Source organism: Halomonas sp. TH-94 (genome assembly GCF_057473365.1).
This window is the reverse complement of sequence record NZ_JBYCKL010000115.1, coordinates 14,813-34,071: the sequence shown is the minus strand read 5'-3', so window position 1 is coordinate 34,071 and position 19,259 is coordinate 14,813. Positions and strand designations below refer to the sequence as shown.

The window sequence follows — 19,259 nt, the reverse complement described above, 5'->3', positions numbered from 1 at the left end:
AGCGACTCGACGAGCGTCGTCTCCATCGGCAGCGCATAGCACCACGCCTGTAGCGTGGCCTTATGCTAGCCTGTTGCTCTCCCCATATCACTCGATGAACGGACCCGCGATGCTGCGCATATCCAATAACGTGGAGCTGGCCGACCATGAGGTCGAGATCAGTCAGATACGTGCCCAGGGCGCAGGCGGCCAGAACGTCAACAAGGTGGCGTCGGCGGTACACCTGCGCTTCGACATTACCGCTTCGAGCCTGCCGCCCTTCTACAAGGAACGGCTGCTGGCGCTTTCCGACAGCCGTATCAGCAAGGAAGGCGTCGTGGTGATCAAGGCACAGAGTTTTCGCACCTTGGAACTGAACCGAGAGGATGCGCTGGAACGGCTCAAGGCGCTGATCCAGGAGGCAGTGAAAACTCGCAAGGCCCGCCGTCCCACCAAGCCTAGCAAGTCGGCACGCCGCAAGCGCACGGACCGCAAGACGCAGAAGGGGCAGACCAAGGCGCTGCGTGGCAAGGTAAAGCTGTAGCTGAGCAATGACTGCTAGGCTTAACGCCAACGTTACGCACCGCAAGCCAAGGAGTCCCCATGCCATCGAGAAGAGTCTCGCGCCCGCTGAGCCCAGGGCTGGAGCGGCTGCATCTGGTCTGGGACGTGCTGATCATCGTGCTGGTGGTGGCCAACCTGACGCTGCTGCTGATCGATGGCCTGTTTCTGCTCGACCCCCTGAACGATGCCTTCGCTGCCGTAGCCCCCGGCCTGCATCGTGCCTACGACACCCATGTGCATACCAATTTCGTTCAGATCGATCTGGTGTTCGTCGCCATCTTCGTGCTCGACGTGCTGTTCGGTTGGGCCGTTGCCATTGCGGAACGACGCTATCACCGCTGGTTCTTCTACCCCTTCGTGCACTGGTATGACGTGCTGGGCTGCATTCCGGTGGGCGGTTTTCGCCTGCTGCGCATTCTGCGTGTCATCTCGCTGCTGCACAGGCTGCAGCGCCTGGGCCTGATCGACGTGCGCGGCTGGCAGCTCTATGGCGTCTACACCAAGTATTACGACATCTTCTTCGAAGAGCTTTCCGATCGCGTGGCGATCCGCCTGCTGGGCAATATGCAGGAGCAGATTCGCTCCAGCGATTCGCTGTCGACACGGATCGTCGATCAGGTGGTGATGCCGCGCAAGCAGCAGCTGATCCATGAGCTTTCACGGCGACTCGAGGAGATGACGGGTAACGCCTACGCCCGCAACCGCCAGGCGACGATGTACTATGTCAGTTCACTGGTGGGCCGCACCGTGGCCGAGAGCCAGGAGATGAAGCGCCTGCGACGCCTGCCGATGGGTGACTCGCTCGCTCGCAGCATGGAGTCGAGCCTGCGTGACCTGGCCTGCCGCCTGGTGGACGAAGCGATGGCGGGGCTACGTTCACCGGAGTTCACCGCTTTGGTGGAGCGCCTGGCTGACAGCGGTTTCGACACCTGGCTGCAAGTCGACGAGCACACCGACCGGGTAACCGAACAGGTGATGGTCGACATGCTCGAACTGCTCAAGGAGCAGATTGCCGTCAAGCAGTGGCGGCGACGCTACGACTGATGCCGACTGGCCAGGATATGATGCAACCCGCCGCACTCCACCATCGGGTCGTCGCAGTTCACGACGATTTCCGAGCGCGCCAGAACATAGCTCTTGCCGGTGATGGTGTTCTCCACCACCTGGTGCTTGCCGCCGGCCTCACGCGCTTCGATGAACTGGCCGATGAAGCCGGTTTCACGCAGGGAAACGGTCTCCAACCGGTCGCCGGGCTTGATGGTGCCTTCATAGTGCATCAGCGCCAGGCGCGCCGAAGTCCCGGTACCCGTGGTGCTGCGGCAAATCACGCCAGGGTGGACGTAGGTCGTCGAACGCGAGCGATAGAAGTCGTCGGCAATCTGCTCCACCGGCCCCATGAAGTGCAGGAACGGTAGCGGCCCCACGTCGCCCAGGGTGTAATGGGAAAAGCCGCTGCGCGCCTGGATCGCTTCGACGATGCGATGCGCGCACTCGGCCAGCGCCCGCTCCTCCTCTCGCTTGAGCGAGAACCCCAGCGCCTCGGCATCCACCAGCGCGTAGAAGCCACCGCTATAGGCAATGCTGTAGGTCACGTCGCCGATACCCGGCACATGCAGGCTCGCTCGGTGTGTGTCGATATAGCTTGGCAGGCCTCCACAGGTGATCGCCTCGACCACGCCGTTCTCGACCCGCGCCTGGATATGCACCAGCCCGGCCGGGGATTCCAGCGTGAAGCGCTGGATACCTTCACGCTTGGGGATCAGCCCCGTCTCGAGCAGCGCCGTGGCCGTACAGATGGTGTTGGAGCCGGAATAGATCGGATAGCCCATCACCTCCATGATGATATAGCCCATCTGCGCCTGGGGATCGGTGGCCGGCACGATCAGGTCCACCGACATCTCGGGGATACCGTAGGGTTCGCCAAGCAGCAGCTTGCGCAGGCCGTCGGCATCGTTCTCCAGATACTCCATCTGCTGACGCACGGTGTCACCGGGCAGCGGATCGATGCCGCCGATCACGATGCGGCTGACATCGCCCCCGGCATGGGTGTCGAGCAGTTGAAGAGTGAGTTCGTGGCTCATGCGTCGTCCTTGTAAGCGGTGCCCTTGGAAACGTTACCCTCGAGCGCGAAGGGAGCGCCGTGTTCGGCCCATTGAGAATCGGGAACGACGACGATCTTGCCCAGGTAGTTGCTGCCGCGGTTGACGAAATAGCGCTCCGCCTCGTGCAGCTCCGAGAGTTTGAAAGCCGCGTGCAGCACCGGCTTGAGCTGGCCGCTGCGAATCCATTCGACGAGCTGTTCGGCCTCCTCGCGGGTGCCGTGGGAGACGCCGAAGATCTGCACCTGATAGAGATAGATGCGGGTCCACATGATTTCGCTGAGGTTGCCGCCGCTGGCCCCGGCGATGGAGAGCCGGGGGTAGGTGGTGCGCGCCTTCATGTCGCCGATCATGGTGTCGATGAACAGATCGGTCATCTCGCCGCCGACCAGATCCATGACGGCATCGATGGGCGCGCCGCCGGTGGCCTCCAGCACACGATCGACGAAAGTAGGCAGATCGCCGCGATCGATGACCGCTTCGGCGCCCAGCGCCAGCAGCGCATCGGCCTTGTCGGGCTGGCTTACCGCATAGGGGATGGCCCCGACGATGCGGCACATCTGAATCAGCGCGGCACCCACGCCACCGCTGGCGCCGCTGACCAGCACCCGCTCACCTGCGGCCACAGCGGCCGAGGTCATCATGTGGTAGCCGGTCTGGTAGGAGCACATGCCCATCGCCGCCAGCTCGGCATCGGCGAGTTCGGGATTGGCCACGTGGTGGAACTGGTCCGACGGCACGGCGATGTACTCGGCATAGCCGCCATCGGCGCCGTGCCCGTAGTAGTCGGGGGTCAGGTTGATGTCGCGTCGCTCGTCGGCGTAGAGATTGAAGTCGAGCAGGCCGCGTTCGCCGATACGCGAGGCATCGATGCCCTCGCCCACCGCCACCACGCGCCCGGCCACGTCCGCGCCCTGGATGCGCGGGAAGGTCAGGGTCGGCTCGCCACCCATGGCAAAGGAGGTCACCTCGCCCTTGTCCTTGGTGGGATAGAGCCCTTCTCGGGCCTTGCGGTCGGTGTTGTTCTTGGCAGTGGCGGTGACCTGTACCAAGACCTCACCCGGGCCGGGGCGAGGTGTAGCGACATCGCTTCGATACACCAGCTTGTCGATGTCCCCATGGCCGGTCAGAACCATGGCGTTCATGGTGGCCGGAATCGACGGCACGTTCTCGTTGGGCATGGCAGACCTCCTGCTGAGTCTTGAGTGGCAGCACTAACCACACTGGCCACCAAAAGGGGCAACGCTTTCCCGGCTCGAACGACTCAACCTTTCCAGACAACGAGATGCCGACAGGCCTGCGCTGATTGCGCCGGCCGGGCGTCGTCGTGAAACGGGGAAAACGATTGAGGTGCGACAGCCGGCAAGGCGTGTCGACATGGGCAAATTGAATCATGCCCTGCCCCCTTCTTCATACCGTCGAGCATATGGATTTCTTTCTGTTTTCGCGGCTAACGAGTGGGTGTTCTTTCTTGTCGAACCAGAAGCGCAGCGGAGCGACTCGGCCTGAGTTAAGGCGCAACGAAGGATAGCTCGCTATCCTGTTAAGCAGGAGAGAGCGAGGTGAAGGAGACACCGATGAAGTTTTGGTTGATCGTCAACAAGGCGGCGGGAGATGGCAGCCACAGCGAATCGTATTGGCGGGGCTATCTCCAGGCAGCTGGCATCCCGGAGCTGCATGTACGGGGGCTCAAAGAAACCGAATGGGAGCAGGAGGTGGCACCCGGAGATCGGGTTCTGGTCGCCGGTGGCGATGGCTCGGTGAACCGGGTCGCATCGGTGTGCGTGGAGCGTGAGGCCACCTTGGGCGTCTTGCCTTCCGGCACGGCGAACGATTTCGCTCGCAATCTGGGCTTGCCTGACGACCCCCTGGAGCTCTGTCGGCTCATGCGTTCGGGGCAGAGTGTCGCGGTGGATGTCGCCTGGCTCAATGGCACCATTTTTCTCAACGTCGCCCATATCGGACTCGGCACACTGCCGGCCAGGGAGGCTTCCCAGGAGCAAAAGCAGCGCTTGGGCCGGTTCAGCTATTTGCTGACATTGTTGCAGCGTATGCGCATGCAGCGGGGTATCCGTGGGCGCATCGAGTGCGATGACCAGATAGTCGAAGGGCCATGGCTGACCATTGCCATCGCGTCGGGGACCTATTTCGGCGGCGGCCACGAGATCGCCGAGGCAAGAATCGACGACGGTATGCTGAATGTGGTGGCGGTGAGGCATCACTCCTTGCTGCGTGTGCTGCTGGCCTTCATCTCCACCCGGCTACTGAGGCGTACGCCTCGACCCAACGATACCGTGGTGCACTTTCAATCCCCCCAGTGCCATATACAGCTGCGCCACGCCCATACGGTCACCGCCGATGGCGAAAACCTGGGCCGCATGGCCAACATCTCGGCCTTTACCCGACGCGGCGTCCTCAATGTGATAGGCAGTCGCCTGGTCCTGGGCAGGCCTGAAGCACCACAAGCCGTCCAATACAGCCCCAACGACACACCACCGCTGGAACGCCCCGGGCCTGGCGCGCAACCTTTTTGATGCTTCCGTGGCACAGAGTCGACCAGAGGGCATCCCATGTAATGCCCTCGGCTTCCTTGTGAGTTTCCTTGATGCCCCGACGGCGAGTGCTAGCTTGACTAACGAAGCCCGGCACATCGACACGCCATGAATAACAAGGGGGCCTGATGAACAGAACGGATTCCTACACTTGTCGCTGGCTTGGCGCCTTGTCATTCGCCCTGCTTTGCACTTCACCAAGCCTGGCGCAGGGCCAGACGAATGAGTCCGACCTGCCCCGCCTGGAAAAGGCGGAATGCCCCACCGAAGCGCTAACGGCGCTGGGAGCAAGCTGCCACACCTTTCACGCCCCCGAAAACTGGGAAGCACCAAACGGCAATACGGTGGCCATTCCCGTTGCCGTTCTGGCACCGCAAACCGGAGCAGAGCAAGCGGTAGAGAACGATACCCCACCCGTATTCTTCTTCCCTGGCGGGCCCGGCTACTCTTCTCTCGATAACCGCGATTATCTTGAACAACTGCAGAAGGACATCGGCAACCGGACTCTGGTGACCATGGATCACCGAGGTTTCACACATGCCGAACCGGCACTGGAGTGCCCGAAATATGCGGCGGTCTCGCCCTACCACAACATTCTCCATACCCCGGCCATTACCGCTTCACTGGAACCGATGCATCGGCTTGGCATCATCACCGCGGAGGTGGAGGCCTGCTACCGCAAATTGGTCGAGGAAGGAGTCGATGTCAGTCAGTACAACTCGCACTCCGTTTCTCGCGACGTGGACGAGATACGCCAACTGCTCGGCTACGAGCACATCGACGCCTTCGGCTCCTCCACCGGCAGCGGTACGGTAGCGTCCTTCATTCAGTACCACCCGGAGAGCATTCGCGCCGCCATCTTTGGCTGGCCCTGGTTCAACCACCTGCGCAACCGTCCGCCGGTCGACGAGCTCTACACTGCGAAGCAGACCTTCACCGACACGCTTGCGCTATGCGCCGCGGAAGACGAGGCGTGCCGTGAAATGCTGCCCCACTGGATGCAGGCCTTCGACCGGGCCCGACGCATGCTCGATGCCCGCCCCTATGTGGCTCATGTCGCCACGCCCTACGGCTCTGCCGAGACGCTCTATTTCGACGGCGCCGCCTTCATCGACACGCTCTATCTGATGCTGGCTGCCGATTACGCCGAGCTGCCCAGCCTGGTCGCCGGCATAGAGGTCGGCGATTACTCGCGGCTCGAGACCTTCTTCCGCCTCGACGATTACGATCCCGAGCCCGAGGCCTCCGCCTATGCGCTCGGTTATTTCCTTGCGCATGTGTGCAACGACATGGGCAGCAACCGCCCTAGTCGAGACGATTCCATCGCAGCCGTCCAGCGTGAACCGGCGGTACTCGGCTTCGAGCCGCCTTGGCTTTGTGCCTGGTGGGGCGAGGATGGAGACGTACCGGTCGAGCACAACGATCCACCCGTGAGTGAAACCCCGGCACTGGCGATACATGGGCAGATGGACCCCTGCTGCGGCACACGCTGGAGCCAGCATCTGCAGCTCACCATGCCCAACCTGTAGTACGTCGAAATGCAGGCGCTTGGGCATAACCCGGTCAATGAATGCCGCTCGACGATGATCCAGGCGTTTCTCGATGACCCCCACAGCCCTGTCGACTCCAGCTGCCGCGAGGAAATCGAGCGAGAGCCATGGGTGATCGAGCCCCCCGCCGTGGCCGAAGAGCACGGCTCATGAGCGAAGCGGCAACGCGTCGCGGCTGGATTCTGCTGCGCGGGCTGGTGCGTGAGGCGCGCCACTGGGACGGATTCACCGAACGGCTGGCCATGGCGTTACAACAGCCCGCGCGGGCCGTCGACTTGCCTGGGAACGGTGAGCACTGGCGCGATGCCAGTCCCACGAGCATCGATGCCATGGTCGATGCACTGCGTGATGAGCTGAACGAAGCGAGTATCCTTGGCCCGCATCGCGTGCTGGCCATCTCGCTGGGTGGCATGGTGGCCGTGCGCTGGGCGCAACGCTATCCGGCGGAAGTGAAAAGCTTGGTGCTGATCAATTCTAGCCTGCGTGGCGTTGCCCCCTTTTACCAACGCTTGCGCCCGCGTCAATACCCCCGATTACTGGCGGCCATGCTGCTACCGCTCAGCCATGAGCGGCGCGAGCGCTTGATTCTACGCATGACCACCCGCCAGCAGGACGATCCTGACGCGGTGGCGCAACGTTACGCCCAATGGCAACGCGACGCGCCGATGAGGAAGGCCAACATGGTGCGCCAGCTGCTGGCCGCCATGAGAGGGTTCGACCTGCCACAAGCGCTGCCCGGGTTGCCGGTGTTGGTGCTGGCCTCGAAAGCCGACCGGATGGTGTCCTGGAAGTGCTCAGAGCGCATAGCCCAACGCTGGCACTGGCCGCTGAGATGCCACGCCGATGGCGGCCACGACCTTACCCTGGACGACCCGGAGTGGGTCCTGGCAGCGATACGTCAGTGGCTCGCCGAGGCGGACCTCGCGGGTGAGCGCAGCAGCCAGGAGGCCAGAGCCACCAGTGGCAGACCAATCAGCGACCCCGGATGAGCCCCCAGCCCCAGGCTTATCGCCAGCGCCAGAAACAGCGCCAGCCCGCCCGTGACGATACGCCGGAGGTCGGTGGTAGCGGGCACATCCTGCTTGCGGAAACGCTCGAAGATCACGACGACTGCCAGAACCGGCACCATTATCAGGATGCATAGCCCTATCCACTCGAGGCGACCGATCCAGAACCCTGGTTCCCCCGGCACCCCCGCATCGATCGGCCACCCAAGGCGCTGCCCCAGCCAAGCCGCCGGCAGCTCGGCCAACTTGTGCCACAGGTACAGCTGGAGCCCGAACGCCCCGATCATGGCCATCCAGCGTCCCAGATGCTGGCGCTGAAGAAAACGGCGCAGGGGCTTCTCGAACAACACCACCAGCCCCACCTGAAACCACATGACACCTAACAGGGCCAGCGTCGGGGGAAGCAAGTTGGTATCGCCCCCGGGGTTGCCGTTGACCATCGAAGGCGGATAACCCAGGGCCACGGCAGCCAACAACCAGGTCAGCCCGAAGACCATCAGCACGGCTCCGGTACGTCGCCCAAAGAAGCGTCCGTTCCACCAAGCGATGCCGAGCTGCTGAGGCAGGAGCCAGAAGAAAATCGTGCTGATCCAGGCAAAGTAGTCGTGATCCGAGGTGACCAACCGGCCCAAGCTCGCCCACTCCTCCAGAGCGGTCGGCTGCGAACGCAACAAGTCCACCGCCGCAATGGCCACGATCAGCATCGTTGGCGCCCATAAGCCGAAGCGCCGGTCGGCCCAGACGCTGAGCGGCAGTACCAGTTGGACGCCAAGCAGGATCAGCAGAAACCACAGATGCACGGTGAGAGACTGGTTGAGCGGCCCCAGCACGCCGTCACGAGTGAAAAAGGAGATACCCACGAAACCTGCCAGCACGGCCAGGTAGGTCACGGTCGGCCGGGCCAGCCCCAAAGCGCGGCCCGCCCACCAGTGCGCATGCGGCTCGCCGGACCGATAGCGCTCCTCCACGCCTTCCGAGCTGACAGCGGCAGAGACGAAAATGAACAGCGGGACGACCTGAACGATCCAGGTGAAAAACCCCGCAGGTGGCCAGGCATCGAGAATGTGGCCGGTCTCTACCAGCATGCCCTCTTCGAGCCGTGGCAGCGTGGCAACCCAGTGCCCGAGCACTACGATCAACAGCGCGATGGCGCGCAGCGCATCGGGATAGGGATCGCGCGCGTCGCTCATGCACCCTCCTTCCCTGAATGGCTGACGAAACGCTCGCTTCCGGCCTTAGCCTAGTAAAGGCTGACAGAGGTGGCCAAATTAGAACGCTCTGCATTCGATAGAGCTGATGATCGTTGCTACGTTGGTGAGTCATGACATCGGTAAATGCCGTGACTAAGACAAAGGCATGGCATCGGCTAATGAAAAGGTGTGGCAATGCACGGACTCAGCTATCTTCGAGCGCCGCTCTACACCAGCCTGCGCAGGCTGGCTCTGCTGTCGGTTTTGAGCGGTGTGCTGGCACACTTGCCGACAAGCGCCCTGGCTCAGTCAGGCCAGGTTGGCCTGCCCCGCTTTCCCTCCGTCAGTCCCGACGGCTCCGAGCTCATCTTCAGCTGGCGCGGCGACCTGTGGCGCTCATCGATCGAGGGTGGCGAGGCGATACGCCTGACCCGCCACAATCTGGACGACCTCCATTCCAGCTGGAGCCCGGACGGCGAGTGGATCGTGTTCGCCTCGATGCGCGATGGCTATCTCAACCTATGGCGCATGCGACGCGACGGCAGCCAGCTGTCGCAGCTCACTCATGGCGACCAGCATCTGCGCAACCCATCCTACGGTCTCGATGAAGACGGCGAGCCGGTGATCACCTTCTCGGGCATGCTCGAAGCCGATGTCTATCGCGACCAGCGTCCGTATCTCCTGCCGCCGAATGGCGGTGAATATTCGCGCTTGCACGATGCCTTCGGCTCCGAACCGCAGCTCTCTCCGGACGGCCGGCACGTCGTGTTTACCCGAGGCGGGGCCTATCACGACTGGAATCGACGTCACTATCGCGGCCCGGATGCCATGAACATCTGGCTGCACGAGCTGGGCAGCGATGATTTCGAGCCACTGACCGAGCGCGACGGCGATGACGGCATGGCACGCTGGGTGGACGAAAACACGCTGCTGTTCATGTCCGACCGCGAGGACCAGACGGTCAACCTCTATCGCATGGAGCTCGACGCCGAGCGCACCATAGAACGACTCACCGATTTCACGGATCGTGATCTTCAGCATTTTGACGTATCCCACGATGGCAGTACCGCAGTGCTGCAGATCTGGGACACGCTGCTGGCTCTCGACCTGGAGCAGCCGGATGCCGAGCCCGAGCCTATCGTACTGCGTGCCCCGGACGACGATCGGGACGTCTACAGCCTGCGCCGCGTGGACCGCGACGTCAGCGAAGCGGCGCTGAGCCCGGACGGTCAGACCATGGCCTACATCGCCTATGGCCGTATCTACGTGCGCCATGTCGACGAGCAGAGTCCGACGCTGCTGGTAACGCCGGGCAGCCACGCCCGTCATCACAACCTCGCCTGGTCGCCGGATGGCATGTCGCTCTATTTCGTCAACGACGCCGACGGCACCGAATCGATCTACCAGGCGAACGTGACGCTGACCCGAGACGAAGTACGCCGCAGTCATGAACGTCAGCGCGCACGCGGACGTCCTTCGGCCCGGTATTGGGATGGCGATCCCACGGTTTCGCTCGCCGCTGCCGATGAGGAACCCGACCTGCCGGAGGAGCGCGAGCAGGAAAACGACTTCAACCCGGACCTGGCAGTGCGCGGTGAGGAACCCGAGGACCCTTTTGCCCCACAGGATCCCGGCTTCATTCTCGACCCGATCCTGATACCGCCACCCGGCACCCCCATCGACGTGCCGCCGGTGCAGGAACCGACGGTGGAAGTGGAGAGCATTCCGGAAGAGGAGCTGGAAGACGAACTGCCGGACGACCTGCCAGCGGAGCGCGACCCGACCCGCTGGCATGATGCCATCCAGTTCGAAGTGAGTCCGGTGGTGGCCCACGAAACTCACGACCGTGACGTCTCGCCTTCACCGGACGGTCGCTCGCTGGCATTTCGTCGCGGCCGAGGCGATTTGGTGATATACGACCTTACGAGCGGCGAGGAGCGTACCCTGGTCGAGGGCTGGGACAGCTTCATGCAGTGGCGCTGGTCGCCGGACAGCCGCTATATCGCCTATTCGCAGAACGACCTCGATTTCAGCGCCAATATCTTCGTGGTGCCGGCAGACGGCTCGGCCGAGCCGGTCAACATTACCCGCCACCCACGCAACGACCTCAATCCCCGCTGGTCGGCAGATAGCCGCAAGCTGACCTTTATTTCCAACCGCTCCGGTGAGAATTACGACCTCTACCGGGTCTACCTGGACCGGGAGATCGGGACCTATACCCCGCGTGAGATATCTCACTATTACCGCAGCGCGAGGGAAGAGGCACAGAGCCGTTCGCCGCTGCCGGTCACGAATGATCGTGATGCCGAGGAAACGACACAGGACGCGCCGGAGCTCGAACTGGAAGATGCCTGGCGGCGCATCGAGCGCGTAACCGCCTCGCCGGCCCACAACACCGCCAATGAGATGACCCCCGGCGGCGACCGCTACGTCTTCAACGCCGGCAGCGAAGGGCTGATTGCGATGAATTGGGACGGCAGCCAGCGAACGCGTATCGGGCCGCAGGCCAACGTACAGCAGCTCAACATTACCGGCGAGCAAGTCGTCTACATCACCAACGGCAGGGTGGCCGTGGCCAACCTCTCTGGCAACGGTTCTCCGCGCTACCTGGATATCTCGGACCGGCTGCGCATCGACCTGCGTCGGCAATCGCTGCAGAAGTTTCACGAGGCAGCTCGAATGATCGGTGAGAGCTTCTATCGCACCGACCTGAAGGGCCTGGACTGGCCCGAGGTGGTTTCGGACTATGCCGCCCTGGTGCAACGTGCACGGACCTCGAGCGAGTTCAGCGATATCGCCAACCGCTTGATGGGAGAGCTGGCGGCCTCGCACATGGGGGTTTCCAATCCGGGGCCCGTGTCGTCATTGCGTGAGCCTTCCGGTCGGCTGGGCATCGAGACACGAAGACTCATCTCGCAGCAGACCGGCCGTATCGGCTATCGCATCACCGATGTGCTGGCGGAGGGTCCCGCCAGCCGCGGCCCCATGCCGCTTGCGCCTGGCGATATCATCACTGAAATAGGGCTGATGCCCTTCGAAGAGGGCGACACCCTGCTGCAGCGACTGCGCGGTCTGGTGGACGAGGAAGTCATCATCACCTTCGACCGTCCTGGAGAGGGAGGCTACACCGAGTACCGCACCATGCTTCAGACGGTGGATCTGACGGAGTTGGCACGCCTGAAGTACGACGCCTTCCGCGAGGAGAGCCGCAGTCGCGTAGAGGAACTTTCCGACGGCCGGCTCGGCTACCTGCATATTCAGGCCATGAACCAGACCTCGCTGGAAGGTTTTCAGGGCGATCTGTATGCCGCCGCCATGGGCAAGGACGGCCTTATCATCGATGTGCGCAACAACGGTGGCGGCAACACTACCGACCGCATCCTCACTTCGATCATGGCCGGCGAGCACGCCTATACCATCCCGGCAGGCGCCGACCGTGACGAAACTGGACACTACCCGCAGGATCGTCTGGATGCACCACGCTACACGCTGCCGATCAACATGCTGGCCAATGAAAAGAGCTACTCGAATGCGGAGATTCTCGCCCATGCCTTCACTACGCTAGGGCGCGGCAGGCTGGTAGGCCAGCAGACTTACGGCGGGGTGATTTCCACCAATAGCCATACGCTGATCGACGGCGCTACCGTCCGTCGGCCCTTCCGCGGCTGGTATCTACCCGATGGCACCGACATGGAGCACAACGGCGCCATGCCGGATCTACTGGTGGAGCAAACGCCCGAAGATGAAGTGGCCGACCGCGACCGCCAACTCGAACAGGCCGTGGCCGACCTGCTCGAACGGATCGATGCAGAGGAGTGACGCCAACCGCCCCGGTGGCTCAGCCGCCGGGGCTTGGCTTATCCGTCGCCGAAGCCGTAATCCCGCTCCACCTTGGCGATACGAACCTTGTAGGCGGCATACCACTCGCTGCGGCCGAGACGCTGCGCCTCACGGTGCTCGACCTGCTGTTTCCAGCGCTTGATCGATTCCAGGTCCCGCCAGTAGGAAACCGTCAAGCCGATGGCGTCGCGCGCCGATTCCAAGCCGAGGAAACCCGGCTGCTGGGCGGCCAGTTCGGTCATGCTTTCGGCCATCAAACCATAGCCATTGTCGTCCTCGGTGCGAAGCGAGCTAAAGATGACCGCGTAGTAGGGCGGTTCGGGGGTAGTCGCGATGTAACTCATGAAACCTCACTCGACGTTCTTGTTGAGGAATGGTGGCGCCGCTCTAGTGGCGCTTCACCCGCCAGATGCGCCAGGCCAGAAAACCGATGATCAGCCCACCCAGCGGAGCAAGAACCGCCGCTGCCAAGTGAGGCTGTACCGCCATGCCAAGTGCGCCGAGGCTTTCGAGTCCCAGCTTGAACAGGCTGAAGATGTAATAGCTGATGACGATGATCGAGAGCCCCTCCACCGCCTTCTGAATTTTCAGTTGGCTGCTGGCCCGTTCGTTGAGGCTTTTGAGAATGCTCGAATTCTGCTCCTCGATCTCGACCTGGGCGCGGGTACGCAGCAGGTCGTTGAGCCGAGCGGTACTCTCCGCCAGGCGCTCCTGGCGCTGATGGATGGCGGCACAATAATGCACCGTTGGCCTGAAACGACGCAGAATGAAGGTACCGAGACGCGGGCAGTCGCCGACTCTTTCCTCCCGCAGCTCCTCGATACGTGAAAAGACGATACGGGCATAGGCATCCGTGGCACTGAAGCGTTGGCGCGAACGGCAGCCGCTGCGCTCCAGTCTGGCCGAAAGCCGCGACAAGGCCGTCAGCAAGGGTCGCGGATTGTCATCCTCCTGCTCGGCATTGCGATCGGACAGCTCCCCCAGCTCTAGCTCGTACGCCTGAAGCTCGAGTGCCAGCTCCTTGGCCAGCGGCAGTGAGAGCGAGGCCATCATGCGATAGGTCTCGATCTCGAGCAGACGGCGCACCATACGCCCCAGCCGAAAGGCATTGAGGCCGCTGTTGAGCAGCAAGAAACGATTGTCGCCGTTGGCGTCGAGGTGAAAGTCGCTCCAGACGGTGGCATCCGCACCACCCACCTGGGACCCGGCCGGGTCGATAAAGCCATAGGCCTCGGGGCTTCCCAGCCAGGTATCACTCCCTTCCACCCCTACCTGGGTGGCATTGATCAGGGTGCTACAGCAGGATTCCACCACTTCGTTCAGCCACTCTGGCGGCGCTGGCCATGACTCGCTCTCCTGCCTTTTCGGCACCATCACGGTCAGCGTGGAGAACTCGGTATGCCGCTCCCACTTGAAGACCGTCTGATCGATGGACGATATCTGTTGTACCAGCGCGGTATCGAAGGCCAGGCCGGTGGTCTGGCTCAGTTTCGCCAGCAAGTGCAAATGCTCCTCGGCATCGGCGAGAAAAGCGTAGTGATAGAGGTGGGCCGGCTCCGAGAAATAGATCGACGGGCGGGCGTGCAACTCATTATGCAGGGGTTCGCGCTGGGGGTGCATGCAAGGAGCCTGGCAGGGGGGCGAACCTTGAGACTAAAGTTAGTCAGACCCTTCGCCAACCCCATTTGTGAAGGCTACTGGGCATGACTGGAGAGCGCTTGAGGGTCGACCGCTGCCTTGCCCTCGGCTGCGGCATCCTCGGCCAGGGTTTCGAGAGGCACGGGATCCTGCAGGAAGCGACCCATCCAGGCCATGGCGGTGGGCAGGCTGGCTCGCCAGACGCGCCAGGTGTGTCCGCCATTGAGGACTTCCATGGCCACCAGATCAGGCTGATGCGGGGCCAGGGCTTGGCGCACGACTCGCGCATGATGCTCGGCATTGTAGGGATCGCGGTGCCCGGCGCTAAGGTATAGCGGCACGACTTCCTCGCGCTCCAAATAATTTTCGAGGTAGGCGGTGTAGTTGCTTTGCCGCCATAGCGACTCGTCGAAGCTCCCCGCCGCGTCGAGAAACGCGGGATGTCGCCGTGCCGTGGATCGCCGAGGCGGCAGCGGATGATAGCTGGCCGGACTCATCGCCGCTGCGGCAGCGAACAGCTCGGGGCGTTCGAGAGTGAAATTCAAGGCACCGAAGCCACCCGCGGAGAGCCCGGCAATCGCACGCCATTCCCGCTGTGGTACGACTTGCCAGGTTGCCTCGATGTAGGGCATGAGATCGTCGAGAAAGGCCGTGCGCGCCGCCTCATTGTGACCGTCGATCCACCAGCTCTCGCTGCCAGGCATGACGATCACCATCGGGGGAATGCGCCCTTCTCGAATCAACCAGTCGGCAGTCTCCTTGAGACCGCCGCTCTCGACCCAGTCGCGCTCGCTGCCGAAGGAGCCGTGCAGAAGATAAAGCACAGGGTAAGCTTGATAGGTTTCGTTATAACCGTCGGGCAGATACAGCGCATACGGATAATCCCGCCCCAGCACCTCGGAGGTGAAGCGATGAAAGGTGACCTCGCCGGCCTGAGCCTTGTGCTGCCCCCAGAGCAGGCTCATGCTCAACACGGCGATAACCAGAAACTTGATCATGGCACTCTTCTCCTTGTGCCGGCCTGCTGCCAAAATTGCTAGCCTGTTAATGGAATCTTTGTATCTCGTCATGGTCCGACATGGAGTCGACATATGTTGTTCCTTGCACCACGGAAGGCCAGACACTCATGAGGCAGATCGAAGAAATCTACTGGCTGCGATTCTACGGCTGCCTGGCAGTGTTCTTCTTTCACTTTCTCGACCGCATGAATGTGCACCTCGACAACGTCTACCTCGACCTTGCTCGCATTCCTACCGTGCTCGGCACGCCGATCTTCATCTTCATCTCGATCTTTCTGTTTTCGATGCGCTACGGCAACCGGCCCCCTTCGGGTTTCCTGCTCAAGCGGTTGCAGTACGTGATGGTGCCCTACTTCGTCTACGGGCTGATCTATTCGATGACGAAATACATCAACCTGCGCCGCGAGGGGGAGCCGGTCGGCCTGATCGAGAACCTGACCGAATATCTCGTCTTTGCCGGCTGGCACGGCTATTTCCTGATCATTGCCATGCAATTCTACGCCTTCTACTGGCTTTACTGCCGCTATCGGCTCGAGCGCTGGCTACCGCCTGGCCCATGGCTGGTGATCGGCAGCCTGATCGGTATCGCCTACTGGGGGCTGACCCGTTTCTTCGGCATCGAGCCGCCGGGCTACCTGCTATGGATCGCTCCTCTGGGCTGGATCTACCTGTTCTTCCTGGCCATGCTGGTGGTACGGCACTACCCTCAGCTCGCTCCCGGACGCAGGAGCGAGGTGCCCTGGCTCAAGTGGCTTTCGCGGCCCGAACTCCTTCTCGCCTACATTGCCATGATCGTTCTCTTCACTCTGCAAGGCTGGCTGGAGTACTCCTCCAAGGAGACCTGGGTCATTCCGCTGTTCATCCTGTGCACCCTTTTCGCCGTGACTCGTCTGAGGAATTTCCACGCCACGCCGTTGGTCAAGACCGTGAATCGCTACTCGTTCGGCATCTACCTGGCGCACCCCATGTTCTTCGCCATCGTCGATTTCGCCGGCGAGTTCGTGCATTTTCCCCTACCGGTCTATGCGCTGTTGCTGATTGTAGTGGGCATGGCCGGCTCGATAGCGTTGAACCGGGTTGCCAATGACATACCCTGGGGCGGCATGCTGTTCGGCAAGACGCTCCATGTGCCACGGGAGCAGCAGACGCTCACGACCCAAGTACGCTAGGCTAAGGCTGAATGCACCGTCAGGCGCATCAAAGACATCCTATGACTGGACATCAAGGAAATTCGCATGAGTGAGCCACTTTCGCTCGTAATCGTACCGGTGGACGGCTCGCCTACGGCGGATGCCGCGACGCGTCACGCCTCACTGCTCGCCCATTTGCTTCAGGCCCGTTTGCAGTTGGTACATGTCATGCCGCTCAACCCGGCCGAGCTCAGCGACGTGCCCGCCAATCGACGTGACGAAGTGGACCGCGACCGCTCGCAGCGGCTGGAGGCGGTGAAGGTGGCGTTCTCACACGCCAGGCGGGTCGTCCCCGAGGCACTGGAGGTATCGCTGGAAGAGGTGACGCTCGAAGAGGACGGCTTCGTACGACATCCCGCGCGAACCATCGTCGAATATGCGAACAAGCGAAAAGGCTGCCTGCTGGTCATCGGCGCACGCCACCTGAGCGATTTCAGCAAGTTCATGGAAGGCAGTATCAGCGACGAGGTGGTCCACAAGGCCACTTGTCCGGTCACTATCGTTCACCCCGAGGCTGGCGATGCAAGTGGCGAGCGCATCGGCCGGGTGCTCATGCCGGTCGACGGCTCGCCGCACAGCGACCATGCCGCCACGCTGGCAGGTGAGCTGGCCCGACGTGCCGCGGCACCTGTGGACCTGCTGTTCTGTCGCCCAAAGGGCACGCCGCCCCCTGAAGCGGGCGAACAGGACGAAGCCGAGCGCATTTTTCAACGGGCACGCCAAAGCCTGGGAGAGATACCGGCGGGCATCGCCACGCACATCCTCGAAGGAGATCGCTATGCAGAATCGATCACCGAATTTGCCCATGCACTCAGCGACTCGCCCGTTATCGTCATGGGGCGGCGGGGGCTGGGAACCTGGCGCGAGAAGCTGGTTGGAAGCGTGAGCCACCGCGTCATCGACCTGGCACACTGCCCGGTGACCGTCACGGTGTAACCCGCTGCAGGCAACTGTTTTTTGGCGCTTGCGTCCTCAGGCGCCCTGCCCGCTCTCGTAGGCCGCCTTGAGCCGGTAGAACTCGGCAACGATCGCATCCATGGCGGCCGGGTCGTACTCGCTGAGCCCGCTGACGACCAGCTTCTTCGAGCCGCTGCCCACTACCTCGCCGCGATCGGTGATCCGAAACTCGAGCTTGACGTCGCCGCGCTTCCCAACCACTTCCAGGCTCGACTCGACCAGCTCCAACGAGGGCCCCGTCAGGTCCAAGCGCTCGAGCGAGAACCCCATGCTGTCGTAAATCACCAGCGGACGCTTCGGGTTGAACATGACACCCTGCTCTTCAAGCAGTGGCTTGAGGACATGCGGAAAGTTCTTGCCGGAAAAGGCCACGTAGCAGCGAGTGAAAGCCTCTACCACGGTGGCGTCATGGTTTGTCTCTCCGGAGCGCTCAACTTCCAGATACTGCTTGCCCTCGTCGTCCTTGACTTCGACCTGACCTGGCGCACGTTCCTCCAGGCTCAGCAAAGTGCCATCGCCCACCATGCTGCGAAAGCGGAAGTCCATCTGCGATGAGAGCCCGAACCGACGCAATACCAAAGCGAACAGCAGATCCCCAGGAACGCAGAAGCGCCTGGCATCGGCATCATGAATCGGATTGAAGTCGCCGGCGATGCGCTTGGCAAAATCGCTGGCCTGCTGTGCCGAAATGCTGACTCGCGAACCCACTTGGGTATGGTAAGAATCGAGAAACATGAGAGTTCTGGCCTGTCCTTGGTTGTAATGCCTCAAGGTTGAGATGATGCCATACTTTTTCCTCAGCGAGGCCACTTCCGGCCCGTCCGGGCACAATCGCAGAGGGCCGAGGACAGGGCAAGCCAGGCTCCAACCGGCCGCTTCGCTTCACAAACCCATCGTGTCCCATAAGCCGTTGAATCTCTGTTACTGTGCCAAAAAGGCGCCAATGGCATGATGCTGTCAGACGGCTGACGCAGCCTGCAGCCGTATTGCCTATATTGAGCAACGACGCCAAGCGATAATGTAAGCTACATAATCAACGGGGAGCATGACTTGCCGGGCCGGCACCACCGCTTGGCAAGGGATCGGGGGATTTCAATATCGATACGCTCATGAAGACCTGGCTGACCATCACTAACAATGGGCCAGGCATGAGGGCCGTGTTGTCAGATGGTACCGAGTCGCAGCCAAGCGCATCTCTCGCCATGACGCATCACCAGGGCTTCAGAGTAGGTGGCGCGTGGCTGGGGTGATTCGCTTGCTGCTGTTGCCCTTGGTGCTGGCATTAATGCCTCTTTCGCTTTACGCCGAAGAGCGACGCATCGTGCTCATCGCTAACCACCAGGTCGTCAACACGTCGCTAACCCAGGATACCACCCGGGCCATCTTCGCCATGCGCCAGCGCAACTGGCCGGATGGCCAGGCCGTGCGCGTGTTCGTACTGCCCAACCGCCACCCCGTGCACGCACGCTTTGCCAAGGAGCTGCTTGCCGTGTACCCGCATCAGCTTCAGTTGGCTTGGGACCGTATGGTCTTTTCGGGTACGGGCCAAGCACCAAGCCAGGTCAACAGTCAATCCGAGATGCTGGAACGCGTCGCCACCACACCTGGCGCTCTTGGGTATCTGGAAAGGGAGTATCTGGATGATAGAGTCCAAGTCATTTACATGGATTAGCC

The 19,259-nt window shown here is 62.0% G+C and carries 16 protein-coding genes; 9 read left to right on the top strand and 7 right to left on the bottom strand.

All coding sequences use genetic code 11. From position 1 onward, the window contains the following. Positions 1-109 precede the first annotated feature (109 nt). A complete protein-coding gene (gene arfB, locus AC2VNO_RS19405; RefSeq protein ID WP_486935667.1) occupies positions 110-523 on the top strand; it encodes an alternative ribosome rescue aminoacyl-tRNA hydrolase ArfB in 414 nt (137 codons plus the stop codon). A gap of 59 nt (positions 524-582) precedes the next feature. After that, a complete protein-coding gene (locus AC2VNO_RS19400; protein WP_486935666.1) occupies positions 583-1,587 on the top strand; it encodes an ion transporter in 1,005 nt (334 codons plus the stop codon). Here AC2VNO_RS19400 and AC2VNO_RS19395 read toward each other — a convergent pair. After that, on the bottom strand, positions 1,578-2,624 hold the full coding sequence (locus tag AC2VNO_RS19395) for a proline racemase family protein (RefSeq protein ID WP_486935665.1): 1,047 nt from the start codon (positions 2,622-2,624) through the stop codon (positions 1,578-1,580). The genes AC2VNO_RS19400 and AC2VNO_RS19395 overlap by 10 nt on opposite strands. Continuing rightward, entirely contained in the window at positions 2,621-3,823 is a 1,203-nt protein-coding gene (locus AC2VNO_RS19390; protein WP_486935664.1) for an alcohol dehydrogenase catalytic domain-containing protein, read from the bottom strand. The genes AC2VNO_RS19395 and AC2VNO_RS19390 overlap by 4 nt, the downstream gene beginning before the upstream one ends. Positions 3,824-4,219: 396 nt before the next feature. Here AC2VNO_RS19390 and AC2VNO_RS19385 point away from each other — a divergent pair, with 396 nt between their 5' ends. The 3 genes from AC2VNO_RS19385 to AC2VNO_RS19375 all read left to right on the top strand — a co-directional run bounded on the left by AC2VNO_RS19385 (position 4,220) and on the right by AC2VNO_RS19375 (position 7,733). Then, positions 4,220-5,176 (top strand): diacylglycerol/lipid kinase family protein, encoded by a 957-nt coding sequence (locus AC2VNO_RS19385; RefSeq protein ID WP_486935663.1) that lies wholly within the window; start codon positions 4,220-4,222, stop codon positions 5,174-5,176. A gap of 146 nt (positions 5,177-5,322) precedes the next feature. Next, complete coding sequence (locus AC2VNO_RS19380) at positions 5,323-6,723, top strand: alpha/beta fold hydrolase (RefSeq protein ID WP_486935662.1); 1,401 nt, start codon at positions 5,323-5,325, stop codon at positions 6,721-6,723. 170 nt (positions 6,724-6,893) lie between these two features. Next, positions 6,894-7,733: an alpha/beta fold hydrolase gene (locus AC2VNO_RS19375; protein ID WP_486935661.1), complete on the top strand. Its 840-nt coding sequence runs from the start codon at positions 6,894-6,896 to the stop codon at positions 7,731-7,733. Here AC2VNO_RS19375 and AC2VNO_RS19370 read toward each other — a convergent pair. After that, on the bottom strand, positions 7,643-8,941 hold the full coding sequence (locus AC2VNO_RS19370; RefSeq protein WP_486935660.1) for an acyltransferase family protein: 1,299 nt from the start codon (positions 8,939-8,941) through the stop codon (positions 7,643-7,645). The genes AC2VNO_RS19375 and AC2VNO_RS19370 overlap by 91 nt on opposite strands. 195 nt (positions 8,942-9,136) lie before the next feature. Here AC2VNO_RS19370 and AC2VNO_RS19365 point away from each other — a divergent pair, with 195 nt between their 5' ends. Then, positions 9,137-12,760 (top strand): S41 family peptidase, encoded by a 3,624-nt coding sequence (locus AC2VNO_RS19365; RefSeq protein ID WP_486935659.1) that lies wholly within the window; start codon positions 9,137-9,139, stop codon positions 12,758-12,760. A 38-nt stretch (positions 12,761-12,798) separates the two neighbouring features. On the opposite strand, the gene AC2VNO_RS19360 is transcribed toward AC2VNO_RS19365, so the two are convergent. The 3 genes from AC2VNO_RS19360 to AC2VNO_RS19350 all read right to left on the bottom strand — a co-directional run bounded on the left by AC2VNO_RS19360 (position 12,799) and on the right by AC2VNO_RS19350 (position 15,417). Beyond that, positions 12,799-13,125, bottom strand: a complete 327-nt coding sequence (locus tag AC2VNO_RS19360) for an antibiotic biosynthesis monooxygenase family protein (RefSeq protein WP_486935658.1) — start codon at positions 13,123-13,125, stop codon at positions 12,799-12,801. 43 nt (positions 13,126-13,168) lie between these two features. After that, positions 13,169-14,401 (bottom strand): DUF3422 domain-containing protein, encoded by a 1,233-nt coding sequence (locus AC2VNO_RS19355; protein WP_486935657.1) that lies wholly within the window; start codon positions 14,399-14,401, stop codon positions 13,169-13,171. A gap of 74 nt (positions 14,402-14,475) precedes the next feature. Further along, on the bottom strand, positions 14,476-15,417 hold the full coding sequence (locus tag AC2VNO_RS19350) for an alpha/beta hydrolase (RefSeq protein WP_486935656.1): 942 nt from the start codon (positions 15,415-15,417) through the stop codon (positions 14,476-14,478). Between the two features lie 128 nt (positions 15,418-15,545). Here AC2VNO_RS19350 and AC2VNO_RS19345 point away from each other — a divergent pair, with 128 nt between their 5' ends. Then, complete coding sequence (locus AC2VNO_RS19345; RefSeq protein WP_486935655.1) at positions 15,546-16,607, top strand: acyltransferase family protein; 1,062 nt, start codon at positions 15,546-15,548, stop codon at positions 16,605-16,607. A gap of 66 nt (positions 16,608-16,673) precedes the next feature. Beyond that, the gene (locus tag AC2VNO_RS19340; RefSeq protein WP_486935654.1) at positions 16,674-17,564 is read left to right on the top strand and encodes a universal stress protein; all 891 of its coding nucleotides are present in this window, start codon (positions 16,674-16,676) and stop codon (positions 17,562-17,564) included. Between the two features lie 36 nt (positions 17,565-17,600). Here AC2VNO_RS19340 and AC2VNO_RS19335 read toward each other — a convergent pair whose 3' ends face one another. Further along, on the bottom strand, positions 17,601-18,320 hold the full coding sequence (locus tag AC2VNO_RS19335) for a DUF3581 domain-containing protein (RefSeq protein ID WP_486935653.1): 720 nt from the start codon (positions 18,318-18,320) through the stop codon (positions 17,601-17,603). 550 nt (positions 18,321-18,870) lie between these two features. Here AC2VNO_RS19335 and AC2VNO_RS19330 point away from each other — a divergent pair. After that, positions 18,871-19,257, top strand: a complete 387-nt coding sequence (locus AC2VNO_RS19330) for a hypothetical protein (RefSeq protein ID WP_486935652.1) — start codon at positions 18,871-18,873, stop codon at positions 19,255-19,257. Positions 19,258-19,259: the final 2 nt, after the last annotated feature.

Excerpts from the sequence above, each read along its gene's own strand:
- arfB (WP_486935667.1), top strand. The coding sequence starts at position 110 with ATGCTGCGCATATCCAATAACGTGGAGCTGGCCGACCATGAGGTCGAG.
- AC2VNO_RS19400 (WP_486935666.1), top strand. The coding sequence starts at position 583 with ATGCCATCGAGAAGAGTCTCGCGCCCGCTGAGCCCAGGGCTGGAGCGG.
- AC2VNO_RS19395 (WP_486935665.1), bottom strand. The coding sequence starts at position 2,624 with ATGAGCCACGAACTCACTCTTCAACTGCTCGACACCCATGCCGGGGGC.
- AC2VNO_RS19390 (WP_486935664.1), bottom strand. The coding sequence starts at position 3,823 with ATGCCCAACGAGAACGTGCCGTCGATTCCGGCCACCATGAACGCCATG.
- AC2VNO_RS19385 (WP_486935663.1), top strand. The coding sequence starts at position 4,220 with ATGAAGTTTTGGTTGATCGTCAACAAGGCGGCGGGAGATGGCAGCCAC.
- AC2VNO_RS19380 (WP_486935662.1), top strand. The coding sequence starts at position 5,323 with ATGAACAGAACGGATTCCTACACTTGTCGCTGGCTTGGCGCCTTGTCA.
- AC2VNO_RS19375 (WP_486935661.1), top strand. The coding sequence starts at position 6,894 with ATGAGCGAAGCGGCAACGCGTCGCGGCTGGATTCTGCTGCGCGGGCTG.
- AC2VNO_RS19370 (WP_486935660.1), bottom strand. The coding sequence starts at position 8,941 with ATGAGCGACGCGCGCGATCCCTATCCCGATGCGCTGCGCGCCATCGCG.
- AC2VNO_RS19365 (WP_486935659.1), top strand. The coding sequence starts at position 9,137 with ATGCACGGACTCAGCTATCTTCGAGCGCCGCTCTACACCAGCCTGCGC.
- AC2VNO_RS19360 (WP_486935658.1), bottom strand. The coding sequence starts at position 13,125 with ATGAGTTACATCGCGACTACCCCCGAACCGCCCTACTACGCGGTCATC.
- AC2VNO_RS19355 (WP_486935657.1), bottom strand. The coding sequence starts at position 14,401 with ATGCACCCCCAGCGCGAACCCCTGCATAATGAGTTGCACGCCCGCCCG.
- AC2VNO_RS19350 (WP_486935656.1), bottom strand. The coding sequence starts at position 15,417 with ATGATCAAGTTTCTGGTTATCGCCGTGTTGAGCATGAGCCTGCTCTGG.
- AC2VNO_RS19345 (WP_486935655.1), top strand. The coding sequence starts at position 15,546 with ATGAGGCAGATCGAAGAAATCTACTGGCTGCGATTCTACGGCTGCCTG.
- AC2VNO_RS19340 (WP_486935654.1), top strand. The coding sequence starts at position 16,674 with ATGAGTGAGCCACTTTCGCTCGTAATCGTACCGGTGGACGGCTCGCCT.
- AC2VNO_RS19335 (WP_486935653.1), bottom strand. The coding sequence starts at position 18,320 with ATGTTTCTCGATTCTTACCATACCCAAGTGGGTTCGCGAGTCAGCATT.
- AC2VNO_RS19330 (WP_486935652.1), top strand. The coding sequence starts at position 18,871 with ATGCCTCTTTCGCTTTACGCCGAAGAGCGACGCATCGTGCTCATCGCT.